At 68.2% G+C, this 12,726-nt stretch carries 12 protein-coding genes; 7 read left to right on the top strand and 5 right to left on the bottom strand.

Annotated features, from left to right (window positions below; all coding sequences use genetic code 11):
* The first annotated feature begins 62 nt into the window (after window positions 1–62).
* The 4 genes from WIX39_RS04025 to WIX39_RS04010 all read left to right on the top strand — a co-directional run bounded on the left by WIX39_RS04025 (window position 63) and on the right by WIX39_RS04010 (window position 3,997).
* Window positions 63–1,436, top strand: a complete 1,374-nt coding sequence (locus WIX39_RS04025; RefSeq protein WP_106936311.1) for an esterase-like activity of phytase family protein — start codon at window positions 63–65, stop codon at window positions 1,434–1,436.
* Window positions 1,437–1,659: 223 nt separating this feature from the next.
* On the top strand, window positions 1,660–1,971 hold the full coding sequence (locus WIX39_RS04020) for an iron transporter (protein WP_409194562.1): 312 nt from the start codon (window positions 1,660–1,662) through the stop codon (window positions 1,969–1,971).
* Entirely contained in the window at window positions 1,968–3,629 is a 1,662-nt protein-coding gene (locus WIX39_RS04015; RefSeq protein WP_409194561.1) for a PepSY-associated TM helix domain-containing protein, read from the top strand. Before WIX39_RS04020 ends, WIX39_RS04015 begins: the two co-directional genes overlap by 4 nt.
* Window positions 3,629–3,997 (top strand): DUF3325 domain-containing protein, encoded by a 369-nt coding sequence (locus tag WIX39_RS04010; RefSeq protein ID WP_081268235.1) that lies wholly within the window; start codon window positions 3,629–3,631, stop codon window positions 3,995–3,997. The genes WIX39_RS04015 and WIX39_RS04010 overlap by 1 nt, the downstream gene beginning before the upstream one ends.
* Window positions 3,998–4,023: 26 nt before the next feature.
* On the opposite strand, the gene WIX39_RS04005 is transcribed toward WIX39_RS04010, so the two are convergent.
* From WIX39_RS04005 to speD, 3 genes are read right to left on the bottom strand one after another with little or no spacing between them, the layout of a single operon-like run.
* Entirely contained in the window at window positions 4,024–5,421 is a 1,398-nt protein-coding gene (locus WIX39_RS04005) for an aminopeptidase P N-terminal domain-containing protein (protein WP_409194560.1), read from the bottom strand.
* Window positions 5,418–6,128: a nucleotidyltransferase family protein gene (locus tag WIX39_RS04000; RefSeq protein WP_409194559.1), complete on the bottom strand. Its 711-nt coding sequence runs from the start codon at window positions 6,126–6,128 to the stop codon at window positions 5,418–5,420. The genes WIX39_RS04005 and WIX39_RS04000 overlap by 4 nt, the downstream gene beginning before the upstream one ends.
* Window positions 6,129–6,142: 14 nt before the next feature.
* Window positions 6,143–6,523, bottom strand: coding sequence for an adenosylmethionine decarboxylase (speD, locus tag WIX39_RS03995; protein ID WP_081268238.1), 381 nt, complete (start codon window positions 6,521–6,523; stop codon window positions 6,143–6,145).
* Window positions 6,524–6,667: 144 nt separating this feature from the next.
* Here speD and tkt point away from each other — a divergent pair, with 144 nt between their 5' ends.
* A complete protein-coding gene (gene tkt / locus WIX39_RS03990) occupies window positions 6,668–8,770 on the top strand; it encodes a transketolase (protein WP_081268268.1) in 2,103 nt (700 codons plus the stop codon).
* 57 nt (window positions 8,771–8,827) lie between these two features.
* Complete coding sequence (gene gap / locus WIX39_RS03985; protein ID WP_081268239.1) at window positions 8,828–9,829, top strand: type I glyceraldehyde-3-phosphate dehydrogenase; 1,002 nt, start codon at window positions 8,828–8,830, stop codon at window positions 9,827–9,829.
* 125 nt (window positions 9,830–9,954) lie between these two features.
* Here gap and WIX39_RS03980 read toward each other — a convergent pair whose 3' ends face one another.
* Entirely contained in the window at window positions 9,955–10,263 is a 309-nt protein-coding gene (locus WIX39_RS03980) for a putative quinol monooxygenase (RefSeq protein WP_106936316.1), read from the bottom strand.
* A gap of 130 nt (window positions 10,264–10,393) precedes the next feature.
* Between WIX39_RS03980 and WIX39_RS03975 the strand changes: the two genes are divergently transcribed.
* Entirely contained in the window at window positions 10,394–11,719 is a 1,326-nt protein-coding gene (locus WIX39_RS03975) for an Nramp family divalent metal transporter (RefSeq protein ID WP_106936317.1), read from the top strand.
* On the opposite strand, the gene WIX39_RS03970 is transcribed toward WIX39_RS03975, so the two are convergent.
* On the bottom strand, window positions 11,706–12,644 hold the full coding sequence (locus WIX39_RS03970; protein WP_106936318.1) for a LysR family transcriptional regulator: 939 nt from the start codon (window positions 12,642–12,644) through the stop codon (window positions 11,706–11,708). The two genes, WIX39_RS03975 and WIX39_RS03970, sit on opposite strands and share 14 nt — an antisense overlap.
* Window positions 12,645–12,726: the final 82 nt, after the last annotated feature.

Genomic DNA, 12,726 nt, shown 5'->3' with positions numbered 1-12,726 from the left:
CATGGCGGCGTCATGCCCCCTCGGCATGGTCACGCGTTTTCGACTTGAACACTCTCCTGCTCATGACACGTCTTGCCTCCCTGTCCTTCGTTGCCCTGGCCGCCGCACTCGCATGCGGCGCCGCGGCTGCGCAGACCGCCTTCCCCGCCACGCTCGCCGGCCACGCCGTGCTGCCCGCGCAGAGCTTCGTTGCCACGCCCAAGGACGCACCGGCCGACCTGCAGGTCAGCGGCAAGTTCACGACGGCCAGGCGCGTCGAGGCCGTGGGCAGCGTCGAAGGCCTGTCGGCCGGACGCCCCACCGGCGTGTCGCTGCCCTTCAAGGGCCAGCCGCTGCAAGGCCACTCGGGCATCAAGAAGATGGACGACGGCACCTTCTGGATCCTTACCGACAACGGCGCCGGCGCCAAGGCCAACTCGCCCGACTTCATGCTCTACCTGAACCACTACAAGGTGGACTTCAAGAGCGGCAAGTTCAATCGCCTGGACACCATCTTCCTGCACGACCCCGACAAGAAGGTGCCTTTCCGCATCGTGCAGGAAGGCACCAGGCAGCGCTACCTGACGGGCTCCGACTTCGACCCCGAGAGCTTCCAGTTCGCCGGCGGCGCGCTGTGGATCGGCGAGGAGTTCGGCCCCTTCCTCATCAAGGCCGACCTGAAGGGCAAGGTGCTCGCGGTGTACGACACGCTGGTCGACGGCAAGGCCGTTCGCTCGCCCGACCATCCGGCCGTGACCACGCCGGGCGCGCCGGGTGGCGCGGTCGAGTTCCAGGTCAAGCGCTCCAAGGGCTTCGAGGGCATGGCCTCGTCGAAGGACGGCAGCAAGCTCTACGCGCTGCTCGAAGGCCCGGTGTGGAACGCCGAGGCCAAGGACTACGAGAAGGTCGAAGGCAAGGAGGCGCTGCGCGTGCTCGAGTTCGACGTGGCCACCGAGAAGTGGACCGGCCGCCACTGGCAATACGTGCTCGAAGCCAACGGCAACGCCATCGGCGACTTCAACATGATCGACGGCAAGGCAGGAGATGGCACGAGTGCCATGGGCCTCATCATCGAACGCGACAACGGCGAAGGCACCAGCGACAAGGCCTGCCCCGAAGGCCAGAAGCGCACCGACTGCTTCCACGACATCGCCAAGTTCAAGCGCGTCTACAAGGTCGAGCTGAACGATGCGAACGTGGGCGGCCCGGTGCGCAAGATCGGCTACATCGACCTGCTGAACATTGCCGACCCGAACAAGCTCGCACGCAAGCCGCTGAACGACGGCGTGCTGAAGTTCCCGTTCTTCACGATCGAGAACGTCGACGTGGTCGATGCCACGCACATCGTGGTCGGCAACGACAACAACCTGCCCTTCTCCAGCAGCCGCGAGCCCAACAAGGCCGACGACAACGAGCTGGTGCTGCTCGAAGCCGGCGCGCTGCTGCAGGCGAAGTAACGACGCGGTACGCAGAAGCCGACGCTCAATCTCGATTGACGCCGGGCAAGGCCCCGCGCGGTGCAGCCGCATCGCTCCGGGGCTTTTGCCGTGGCGCTCCATTGCTGCTGCGTCACCAGGGCAAGAAGAGATTCGCGCCGAAGATGAGTATGATTCTCATTATCTGTCATCTCTTTTTTCCCATGAATCTCCGAACGTCCTCGCCCGCCGTCCGGCCCGCGTCGTGAGCTCCAGCCTTCGTTACCGCCTCGGCGTGGCCGTGCGCGCCATCGCCGCCATCCTGGGCGGCTACGGCGTAGCCGCCCTGTTTGCCGCCGTTCTCGCCCTGTGCCTGCCCTTCGCCTTCGGCATGGCCCGCAGCGAAGCCACGATGACCGGCACGCTGGCTTCCTTCCTCGTCTTCGCGCTCGCCGTGATGTGGGTCTTTGCGGCGCGCACCGCGCTGCGTGCCTGGTCCGGCCTGGCCGTCGCCGCGGGGTCGCTCGGCGTACTGCTGCTTGTCCTCCTGCGGCTCACCGGAGGCGCAGCAGCATGAAGGAGGGATTCCGCCAGTCGATGGCGTGGCTGCATACCTGGTCGGGCCTGCTGGTCGGCTGGGTGCTGTTCATGGTCTTCGCGGCCGGCACGGCGTCGTATTTCAAGGACGAGATCACGCTCTGGATGAAGCCCGAGCTGCACGCCGCCGCGCAGCCCGCCGTGCCGCAGGTGCGCGCCGTCGAAAGCGCCGTGGCCTATCTGCAGCAACGCGGCGCGGACAGCCCGCGCTGGTTCATCAACCTGCCGAATGAGCGCCAGAGGTCGACCGACGTGCTCTGGCTCGCGCCGCCCGCGCCGCCGGGCGCCGCCACGCCCGACGACAAGAAACCGCCGCGCCGCCGCTTCGACCGCGCATCGCTCGACCCGGCCACCGGCGAGCCGGTTACCGCGCCGCGCGTCACACGCGGCGGCGAGTTCTTCTACCGCCTGCACTTCGACCTGCACTACATGCCCGCGCTGTGGGCGCGCTGGATCGTGGGCTTCTGCGCGATGTTCATGCTGGTGGCCATCTTCAGCGGCATCGTCACGCACAAGCGCATCTTCAAGGACTTCTTCACCTTCCGGCCGAAGAAGGGCCAGCGTTCGTGGCTCGATGCGCACAATGTGACGGCGGTGCTCGCGCTGCCCTATCACCTGATGATCACGTACACGGGCCTCGTCACGCTGATGTTCCTGTACATGCCGTGGGCTCCCCAGGTGGCCTACAAGGACCGCGGCGGCGAGCAGGTGTTCTTCTCCGAAGCTTTCCCCGGCAGCGGCCGTGACCAGTTCAAGGCCTCGGGCAACAGGGTGCCGCTTGCGCCCATCGCGCCGATGATCGCGCAGGCCTCCGCGCACTGGCACGGCGCGGCCGTGGGCCGTGTCACCGTGCACCAGCCGAACGATGCCAAGGCGGTGGTCTCGCTCACGCGCGCCGAGGGGCCGCAGCTTTCCTACGACCAGCCGACGATGCAGTTCAACGGCGCGACCGGCGCGCTGATCGGCACGTTCGGCGACGTGCCCAAGCCCGCCGCCGAGACGCGCGGCGTGCTCTACGGCCTGCACATCGGGCGCTTCGCGAATCCGCTGCTGCGCGCGCTGTTCTTCCTCTCGGGCATCGCGGGCTGCCTGATGGTGGCCACGGGGCTGCTGCTGTGGGCGGTGAAGGAGCGGCAGAAGTTCGCGAAGACGCTCAAGCAGGGCGGGCGTGTCGGCTTCGGCCTGCGGCTGGTCGACGGGCTCAACCTCGGCGCCATCGCCGGGCTGCCGCTCGCGATGGCGGCGTTCTTCTGGGCCAACCGCCTGCTGCCGGTCGAGATGGCCGAGCGCGGCGAGGCGGAGATCCGCTGGTTCTTCATTGTCTGGGGCGCGTCCGCGGTGCTGGGCCTGCTGCGGCCGACACTGCGCATGTGGCAGGCGCAACTGGCGCTCGGCGCGCTGCTGTTCGTGCTGCTGCCGGTGCTCAATGCGTTCACCGGCCCCGCGCCGCTGACGGTGAGCCTGCGCTCCGGACCGAGCGCGGTGGCGGGTTTCGATCTCGTCGCCATCGCGCTGGGCCTGGGGCTCGCGAGCGCGGTCTGGCTCGTCGAGCGAAAGCGCCGCAAGGCCATCGCACAGAAGCCGGCCCCGAAGACACCGCCGCAGCAAGGGCTCGCCACCTCGGGAGGCGGCTCCTGATGCACGCCCTGCTCCTGGCGCTGGTGTTCGCCGCTTCGCTCGCGGGCTTCTGCGCGTTGAGCCTCGCGATGGACCGCCACAGCGAAGACGTTTTCGGCCGCGGCAGCACGCCGGGCCCGTGGCGGCGCTGGCTGCAGCTGGGCGGCACCGCCCTGCTGTGCCTGTCGCTGGGCGCGAGCCTGCAGGCTGCCGGCAGCGCCATCGGCTGGGTGCTCTGGCTGGGCGCGCTCACCGCGGCCGCGCTGACGACGGTGGGCCTGCTGAGCGCGGTGCCGGGCCGCTTCCACTGGATCGCTTCCGCTGCCGCGGTGCTGGCGCTCGGCGCCGCGCTGCTCCATCTGGTGCTGGCGGCCCTGGCCGCCAGCTGACGACCAGCAGCGAGCGCAGCGGGCCGTCAGGCTCGCATCAGCGCCTCGATCTCGTCCGCCTTCACCGGCACGCCGCGCGAGATGAGCTCGCAGCCGGTGGCGGTGACGATCGCGTCGTCCTCGATGCGGATGCCGATGTTGTGGAACTGCTCCGGCACGCCGTCGGCCGGCCGCACGTAGATGCCGGGCTCCAGCGTCAGCACCATGCCCGGATGCAGGATGCGGCTCGGGCGGTTCTTGATGACCTCGTTCGACAGCGGATCTTTCCGCTCGCTCACTTCGCCGACCTGCGTGGGCTCGACGTAGCTGCCGCAGTCGTGCACGTCCATGCCCAGCCAGTGGCCGGTGCGGTGCATGTAGAACTGGAAATAGGCGCGCGAGTCGATCACGTCCTGCACGTTGCCGACCTTGTCGGCGTCGAGCAGGCCCAGGTCGAGCATGCCTTGAGACAGCACCTTCACGGCCGCGTCGTGCGGGTCGTTGAAGCGGTTGCCGGCCTTGGTGGCGGCGGCCGCGGCGTCCTGGCTGGCCAGCACGAGGTCGTACAGCGCGCGCTGCGGGCCGGTGAACCTGCCGTCGGCCGGGAAGGTGCGCGTGATGTCGCTGGCGTAGCCGTCCAGCTCGCAGCCCGCGTCGATCAGCACCAGCTCGCCCTTGCGCACGGGCGCCGCGTCGGCGCGGTAGTGCAGCACGCAGGCGTTGGCACCGGCCGCGACGATGGAGTAGTAGGCCGGGTACTGCGAGCCGCCAAGGCGGAATTCATGCAGCAGCTCGGCATCGAGGTGGTACTCGCGAGCGTCCTTGCCCTCGCGCAGCATGCGGGCCGACAGCTGCATGGCGCGGATGTGCGCGCGGGCGCTGATCTGCGCGGCGCGGCGCATGATGTCCTGTTCGTGCGCGTCCTTCACGAGGCGCATCTCGTCGAGCGGGCCGCACAGGTCGCGCTGCTCCTCGGGGCACAGCGCGCCGTAGCGCACGCGGGCGCGCACCGACTGCAGCCAGCCGTCGATGCGGGTCTCCAGGCCCTTGTGGATCGCGAACGGGAACCACACGGTCGAGCGGTTCTCGAGCAGCTTCGGCAGTTTCGTGTCGAGGTCGGTCACCGAGAAGGCTTCGTCGACACCGAGCGCCGCCGGCGCCGCGTCGGGACCGAGGCGGTAGCCGTCCCAGATCTCGCGCTCCAGGTCTTTCGGCGCGCAGAACAGCGTGGCGCGGCCGTCGCCCGCCAGCACCAGCCAGGCGTTGGGCTCGGTGAAGCCGGTCAGGTAATAGAAGTAGCTGTCGTGGCGGTAGAGGAAATCGGTGTCGCGGTTGCGCGGGCGCTCGGGCGCGGTCGGAATGATGGCGATGCCGTCCTTGCCCAGTTGCGAAGCGAGGCGCGCGCGGCGCTCGGCGTAGATCGTGGTGGTGTCTGCAGAGGTCATCTTGGCGTGTTCAGTTGGGCAAGCCGTTCGGGGGTTCCCACATCGGTCCAGGGGCCGGTGTAGAGCTCGGCGCTCACCAGCTCATTGTCCATCGCGGCACGCAGGATCGGCGCCAACGGGGCTTTGCGGCCGGCCGGGTTGCCGGGGGGGATGTCGCAGTACGGCGGCGCGAACAGCGCTGCGCGGTAGAGGCCGATGGTCGAGAAGGTGAATTTCTCGGGCGCCGTGTTCAGCGCAAGCCCGTCCGGCGACAGGCCGAAGTCGCCCTTGGGGTTGTGCGCCGGGTTCGGCACCAGCCACAGGTGCGCGAGCTTGCCGCTGGCCAGGAAGCGCTCGACCGAAGCCTGCGTGAAGGCGAAGCCGGGCGCGAACACATCGCCGGCCGCGACCCAGAACACATCGCCCAGCAGCGGCAGCGCGCGCACGATGCCGCCGGCGGTCTCGAGCGCGCCGCCGAAGTCGCGGCCCTCGTCGGAGTATGAAATCGATAGCGCTGCGTGCCCGTCCAGCAAGGGCTTTGCGCCGAAGCGCTGCGAAATCTGCGCGCCCAGCCAGTCGGTATTGATCACCAGTTCAGTGAAGCCGCCGGCGGCCAGCGCCTCCATCGGCCACTGCATCAGCGGCTTGCCGCGCACTTCGAGCAGTGGCTTGGGGCAGGTGTCGGTCAGCGGCCGCATGCGCTCGCCGCGCCCTGCGGCGAGGATCATGGCCCGCGCCGCGCTCACGCCGGGACCCGTCCGCGCTGGAGCTCGTTGCGCTCGCTGTGGCGGGGCTGGAACAGCGCCACCAGGCATTCCATCAGCGCATGCGCCTTGGCCGAGTGGTCGCCGCTGAAATTGCAGACGTACACGTCCAGCGTCACGCCGCGCTGCTCGGGCCAGGTGTGGATGCACAGGTGCGATTCGGCCAGCAGCACCGCGGCGGTGACGCCGCCCGGCCCCTGCGGCGTGGCCGGAAAACCGTGGACCAGCCTGCCCACTGCCTGCAGCCCGGCGGCCGATACCGCCTTGAGGCAAACCGCTCCCAGCGCCTCCCGGTCGGTGAGCCATTGAAGGCCGCATTGGCAGTCGTGGAGGTCGGCGGTGAGGTGCAGCCCATGCATGGGTGGCAACTCTAGCAGTCCGGCCGCCGCACAAGAACATCCGCGGGGTGTTCGGGCCGTATCGGCAGCCGTTCGGGCTCGCCCGGTAAAATCGCGGGTTCCCCCCTATCCCACCCACCCTTTTCCCCCGAAAGTCCCATGCCCATGGCAAACCAAGCCCTGATGGCCAACGCGATCCGCGCGCTGGCTATGGATGCCGTTCAACAAGCGAATTCCGGACATCCGGGTGCACCGATGGGCATGGCCGACATGGCTGTCGCACTCTGGGGCGAACACCTGCGCTACAACCCCGCGAACCCGCACTGGTTCGACCGCGACCGCTTCGTGCTCTCGAACGGCCACGCCTCGATGCTGCTGTACTCGGTGCTGCACCTCACCGGCTACGACCTGCCCATCGGCGAGCTCAAGAACTTCCGCCAGCTGCACAGCAAGACCGCCGGCCACCCAGAAGTCGACGTGACCCCCGGCGTGGAAACCACCACCGGCCCGCTGGGCCAGGGCATCACCAACGCCGTGGGCTTCGCGCTGGCCGAGAAGCTCCTGTCGGCCGAGTTCAACCGCAAGGACCACGCCATCGTCGACCACCACACCTACGCCTTCCTGGGCGACGGTTGCATGATGGAAGGCATCAGCCATGAAGCGTGCGCACTCGCCGGCGCCTGGCACCTGAACAAGCTGATCGCGCTGTACGACGACAACGGCATCAGCATCGACGGCCAGGTCAAGCCCTGGTACATCGACAACGTGGCCGAGCGCTTCCACGCCTATGGCTGGCACGTGATCGGCCCGATCGACGGCAACGACGCCGCCGAAGTGTCGAAGGCCATTGCCAAGGCCAAGCAGTCGACCGACAAGCCCACGCTCATCAACTGCAAGACCGTCATCGGCAAGGGCAGCCCGAACCGCGCCGGCACCGCCAAGGCCCACGGCGAAGCACTGGGCGCCGAAGAAATCAAGCTCACGCGCGACGCCATCGACTGGCACTACCCGCCCTTCGAGATTCCGGCCGAGGTGTATGCCGACTGGGACCACAAGGAAGCAGGCGCCAACATCGAAGCCGAGTGGAACGCCAGGTTCGCCGCCTACGCCGCCGCCTACCCCGAGCTGGCCGCCGACTTCACCCGCCGCATGAAGGGCGAGCTGCCCAAGGACTTCCACCAGGTCGCGTTCGACACCGTGGTCGCCGCCCACACCAAGGCCGAGACCGTGGCCAGCCGCAAGGCCAGCCAGCTCGCGCTGGAAGCCTTCACCGCCGCGCTGCCTGAAATGCTCGGCGGCAGCGCCGACCTGACCGGCTCCAACCTCACCAACACCAAGAGCACCGCCGCGCTGCGCTTCGATGCCAAGACCGGCGCGGTGGTCATGAACGTGCCGGCCGTCGAAGCCAAGCAGGGCGCCGAAGACGAAACCAAGTCCGCGGCCCCGGCAGAAACGCCCCACGGCACCATCGGCCGCCACATCAACTACGGCGTGCGCGAGTTCGGCATGGCGGCCATCATGAACGGCGTGGCGCTGCATGGCGGCTACATCCCCTACGGCGGCACCTTCCTCACCTTCAGCGACTACAGCCGCAACGCCATCCGCATGGCCGCGCTGATGAAGCGCCGCGTGATCCACGTGTTCACCCACGACTCCATCGGCCTGGGCGAAGACGGCCCCACCCACCAGTCGATCGAGCACGCCGCCTCGCTGCGCCTGATTCCGAACCTGGACGTCTGGCGCCCGGGCGACACGGCCGAAACCGCCGTGGCCTGGGCCGTGGCGCTGCAGAACCAGTCGCGCCCGACCGCGCTGCTGCTGAGCCGCCAGAACATCGCCTACGCGCCCAAGAGCGAACTCGGCGACATCAGCCGCGGTGCCTACGTGCTGTCCGAGCCGGAAGCCGTCGGCCTGAAGAGCAAGAAGACGGCCGCCGTCATCATCGCCACGGGTTCCGAAGTGCAGCTCGCACTGGCCGCGCAGAAGCTGCTGGCCGAGAAGAAGATCGCCGTGCGCGTGGTGTCGATGCCCTCGACCACCACCTTCGACCGCCAGGACCTGGCCTACAAGAAGGCCGTGCTGCCCAAGAAGCTGCCGCGCATCGCCGTTGAAATGGGCTGCACCGGCGGCTGGTGGAAGTACGGCTGCGCTGCCGTCGTGGGCATCGACACGTACGGCGAATCGGCGCCCGCGCCGGTGCTGTTCAAGCACTTCGGATTCACGGCGGAGAACGTGGCCGCCACGGTGGAAGCAGCGCTGCGCGACTGAGTCCCTTCGCACGGTTCACGACAGACAACAAGTTTTTCAACCTTAGGAGCAAGTCAGATGGCTATCAAACTCGGTATCAACGGCTTCGGCCGCATCGGTCGCAACGTGCTGCGCGCAGCAGTGCAGAACTTCAAGAACGACATCGAAATCGTTGCCATCAACGACTTGCTCGAGCCCGACTACCTCGCCTACATGCTCCAGTACGACTCGGTGCATGGCCGCTTCAAGGGTGAGGTCACGGTTGACGGCAACACGCTGATCGTGAACGGCAAGAGGATCCGCCTGACCCAGGAGCGCGACCCCGCGCAACTGAAGTGGAACGAAGTCGGCGCCGACGTCGTGCTCGAATCGACCGGCCTGTTCCTCACCAAGGAAACCGCGCAGAAGCACATCGACGCGGGCGCCAAGAAGGTCATCCTGTCGGCACCGTCGAAGGACGACACCCCCATGTTCGTCTACGGCGTGAACGACAAGAAGTACGCCGGCGAAGCCATCGTCAGCAACGCCAGCTGCACCACCAACTGCCTGGCCCCGCTCGCCAAGGTGCTGAACGACAAGTGGGGCATCAAGCGCGGCCTGATGACCACCGTGCACGCCGCCACCGCCACGCAGAAGACCGTGGACGGCCCGAGCAACAAGGACTGGCGCGGCGGCCGCGGCATCCTGGAAAACATCATTCCCTCGAGCACCGGCGCCGCCAAGGCCGTGGGCGTGGTGATCCCCGAGCTCAACAAGAAGCTCACCGGCATGAGCTTCCGCGTGCCGACCTCCGACGTGTCGGTGGTCGACCTGACGGTCGAGCTGGTGAAGGAAGCCACGTACAAGGAAATCTGCGCCGAGATGAAGGCACAGAGCGAAGGCGCGCTCAAGGGCGTGCTGGGCTACACCGAAGACAAGGTCGTCGCCACCGACTTCCGCGGCGACCCGCGCACCTCGATCTTCGACGCCGAAGCCGGCATTGCGCTGGACGGCACCTTCGTCAAGCTCGTGAGCTGGTACGACAACGAGTGGGGCTACTCGAACAAGTGCCTGGAGATGGTGAAGGTCGTGTCGAAGTAAGGCTTCGACGCTTCCATGAAAAAACGCGCCCGAGGGCGCGTTTTTTCATGGCGAGGCGGCAGGCAGCAGCCGCCGGGTTCAGCGCAGCTTCTCGTTCCTGCGGATTTCGCTGCGCGTGCGAAAACTCAAACCGGCTCGAGCACGTGAATCAGCTTGCCCGCCGTCAGCTCCTTGGTCTTCTCGCTGTGCGCCTTCATGTGCGGCGCGACGGCGTGGGCCTGCAGGTGGGCCAGCGTTTCCCATTTCTCGATCACGACGAAGGTGTCGTTGCCGAAGCTGGCCTTCGACGTCGGGATGCCTTGCGCGTCGATCGTCGCGCCGTATTCGATGCAGCCTTCTTCGGCCAGCACGGCCGCGCGGTTGGCGGCGAAGGCTTCGAGCAGCGCGGCGCGCTGGCCCGGCTTGGCGGTGATGACTGCGACGACGTGGATCATTGGAAAGGTCTCCGAGGATTGATGTGAGGGATGACGCACCGGGGTGCGAACGCCGAATCTAAGAGATGCGGCATCGCCGCGCCGGTCAGGTCCGCGACAACGCCGCGTCCTTGTCCCTATCATCGCCCGGATGTTCTTTCCGCTGCCCCGCACGGCCACCGCGCCTTTCTGTCCCTCCGAAGTGAAGGGCAGCGTGGCCGTTCCCCAGGACCTGCCTTTCTTCAGGAAGCTGATGCGCTACGCGGGCCCGGGCCTGCTGGTGTCGGTCGGCTACATGGACCCGGGCAACTGGGCCACCGACATCGAGGCCGGCTCGCGCTTCGGCTACGGCCTGCTGTTCGTGGTGCTGCTGGCGAGCCTGGCGGCGATGCTGCTGCAGACGCTGTGCGTGCGCCTGGGGCTGGTGGCGCAGAAAGACCTGGCGCGCGCCTGCCGCGAGCACTACTCGCCGCGCGTCAACCGCTTGCTGTGGCTGGGCGCCGAGCTGGCCATCGTGGCCTGCGACCTCGCCGAGGTGCTGGGCAGCGCGCTCGCGCTGCACCTGCTGTTCGGCGTGTCGATTCCGGTGGGCATCGCCATCACGGCCTTCGACACGCTGCTGGTGCTGGGCCTGCAGGGCGCGGGCTTTCGCCGGGTGGAGGCCATCGTGCTCGGGCTGGTCGGCACCATCGCGGGCTGCTTCGCGGTCGAGCTGATGATGGCGCCGCCCAACTGGTTCGGCGTGGCGATGGGCTTCGCGCCGAGCCTGGAGCGGCTGCACCAGCCGGGCGCGCTGTACCTGGCCATCGGCATCGTCGGCGCCACGGTGATGCCGCACAACCTGTACCTGCATTCGTCCATCGTGCAGACCCGCCTCGTGGCCGACACCGAACCGGCGCGGCGCGAGGCGGTGCGCTTCTGCACGCTCGACGCGGTGGTGTCGCTGTCGCTCGCGCTGCTGGTCAACGCGGCCATCATGGTGCTGGCGGCCAGCGCCTTCCATGCCACCGGCCACCGCGAAGTGGCGGAGATCGACGACGCCTACCGCCTGCTCGAGCCCGTCGTCGGCAGCGCTTTCGCGGCCACGCTGTTCGGCATCGCGCTGCTGGCCTCGGGGCAGAGCTCGACCTTCACCGGCACCATCGCGGGCCAGATCATCATGGAGGGCTTTCTCGACATGAAGATCCCGTGCTGGCAGCGCCGGCTGATCACGCGCGCGCTCGCGCTCGGCCCGGCCTTCCTCGGCGTCTGGTGGTTCGGCGACGGCGGCGTGGGCAAGATGCTTGTGCTCAGCCAGGTGGTGCTGAGCTTCCAGCTTCCGTTCGCGATGTGGCCCTTGATTCGCTTCACCAGCAGCCGCGCCATGATGGGCGGGTTTGCCAACGGGCCGGTGCTCAAGTCGCTGGCGTGGGGCCTGTTCGGCGTGATCAGCGCCGCCAACGTGTGGCTGGTGGCCTCGGTGCTCAGCGGCGGTTGAGCGCAGGCTCGGCCGCGTCCTTGCCGAGCGCGGCCGCGATGAAGTCGACGAAGGTCCGCACGCGCGCCGACAGCTGGTGGCGCTGCGGGTACACGGCGTAGATGTCGGCGTCGGGCGTTCGGTAGTTCGCGAGCACCTGCACCAGCCGGCCGCTGCGCAGGTAGCGCGCGATGTCCCACTCGGCGCGCATCAGGATGCCGTGGCCGTCGAGCGCCCAGTTGACCGCGATCTCGCCGTCGTTGGTGCTCAGCGCGCCGCGCGTCTTCACCGCCTCTGTGCGCTGCGCCGCGCCCCGGCCGGTGCTCAGGCGCCACATGCCGTAGGCCTCGTCGCCCTGGCGGATGCCGATGCAGCGGTGGTGCGCAAGGTCGTTGGGCACCCTGGGCTGCCCGGCGCGCGCCAGGTAGGCCGGCGAGGCGCACAGCAGCCGCCGGTTCGACGCGATGCGCCGCGCGATCACGCGGGCCTCGGGCGGCGCGCCGAAGCGGATGCAGACGTCGAAGGCGTCGTCGGTCAGCGGCGGCGGGTTGACCGAAAGCTGCAGCTGCACCTCGACCTGCGGATGCTTGCGCACGAACTTCGATATCAGCGGCGCCACGTGGCTGCGCCCGAAGCCCAGCGTGGCATTCACGCGCAGCAGGCCCTGCGCCTCGCCCTTGGCGCCGCCCAGCAACTGCGCCATGTCGTCGATCTCGCCGAGGATGCGGCGCGCATGCGCCACGTAGAGCTCGCCTTCGGGCGTGAGGCTCATGCGCCGCGTGGTGCGGTTCACCAGCGTCACCCCCAGGCGCGTTTCCATCTGCGAGAGCCGCTTGCTCACGGCCGGCGTGCTGATGCCCAGCTCGCGCGCCGCGGCGCTGAGGCTGCCGCAGGCCGCGAGCGCGGAGAAGAAGCCGAGGTCGGCGGGCTGTACAGGCGACGTCATGGCAGCCTCACTGTTGAATTGAAGTTAAGGATGGATTCACTTCGGGCATGAATTGTTCAGCGCGCCGGATCCTACAGTGCGC

The organism is Variovorax sp. AB1(2024) (assembly GCF_037482385.2).
In the GTDB taxonomy this organism is placed as follows: Bacteria; Pseudomonadota; Gammaproteobacteria; order Burkholderiales; family Burkholderiaceae_C; genus Variovorax.
Note: the sequence above shows the minus strand (reverse complement) of the source record. Positions and strands in the feature narration are given on the sequence as shown.

What these genes read in the sequence shown, in the direction of transcription:
- WIX39_RS04005 (WP_409194560.1), bottom strand. Translation starts at nt 5,421, where the DNA reads ATGACCTCTGCAGACACCACCACGATCTACGCCGAGCGCCGCGCGCGC.
- WIX39_RS04000 (WP_409194559.1), bottom strand. Translation starts at nt 6,128, where the DNA reads ATGATCCTCGCCGCAGGGCGCGGCGAGCGCATGCGGCCGCTGACCGAC.
- WIX39_RS03970 (WP_106936318.1), bottom strand. Translation starts at nt 12,644, where the DNA reads ATGACGTCGCCTGTACAGCCCGCCGACCTCGGCTTCTTCTCCGCGCTC.
- WIX39_RS04015 (WP_409194561.1), top strand. Translation starts at nt 1,968, where the DNA reads ATGAAGGAGGGATTCCGCCAGTCGATGGCGTGGCTGCATACCTGGTCG.
- WIX39_RS04025 (WP_106936311.1), top strand. Translation starts at nt 63, where the DNA reads ATGACACGTCTTGCCTCCCTGTCCTTCGTTGCCCTGGCCGCCGCACTC.
- gap (WP_081268239.1), top strand. Translation starts at nt 8,828, where the DNA reads ATGGCTATCAAACTCGGTATCAACGGCTTCGGCCGCATCGGTCGCAAC.
- speD (WP_081268238.1), bottom strand. Translation starts at nt 6,523, where the DNA reads ATGCATGGGCTGCACCTCACCGCCGACCTCCACGACTGCCAATGCGGC.
- tkt (WP_081268268.1), top strand. Translation starts at nt 6,668, where the DNA reads ATGGCAAACCAAGCCCTGATGGCCAACGCGATCCGCGCGCTGGCTATG.
- WIX39_RS04010 (WP_081268235.1), top strand. Translation starts at nt 3,629, where the DNA reads ATGCACGCCCTGCTCCTGGCGCTGGTGTTCGCCGCTTCGCTCGCGGGC.
- WIX39_RS03975 (WP_106936317.1), top strand. Translation starts at nt 10,394, where the DNA reads ATGTTCTTTCCGCTGCCCCGCACGGCCACCGCGCCTTTCTGTCCCTCC.
- WIX39_RS03980 (WP_106936316.1), bottom strand. Translation starts at nt 10,263, where the DNA reads ATGATCCACGTCGTCGCAGTCATCACCGCCAAGCCGGGCCAGCGCGCC.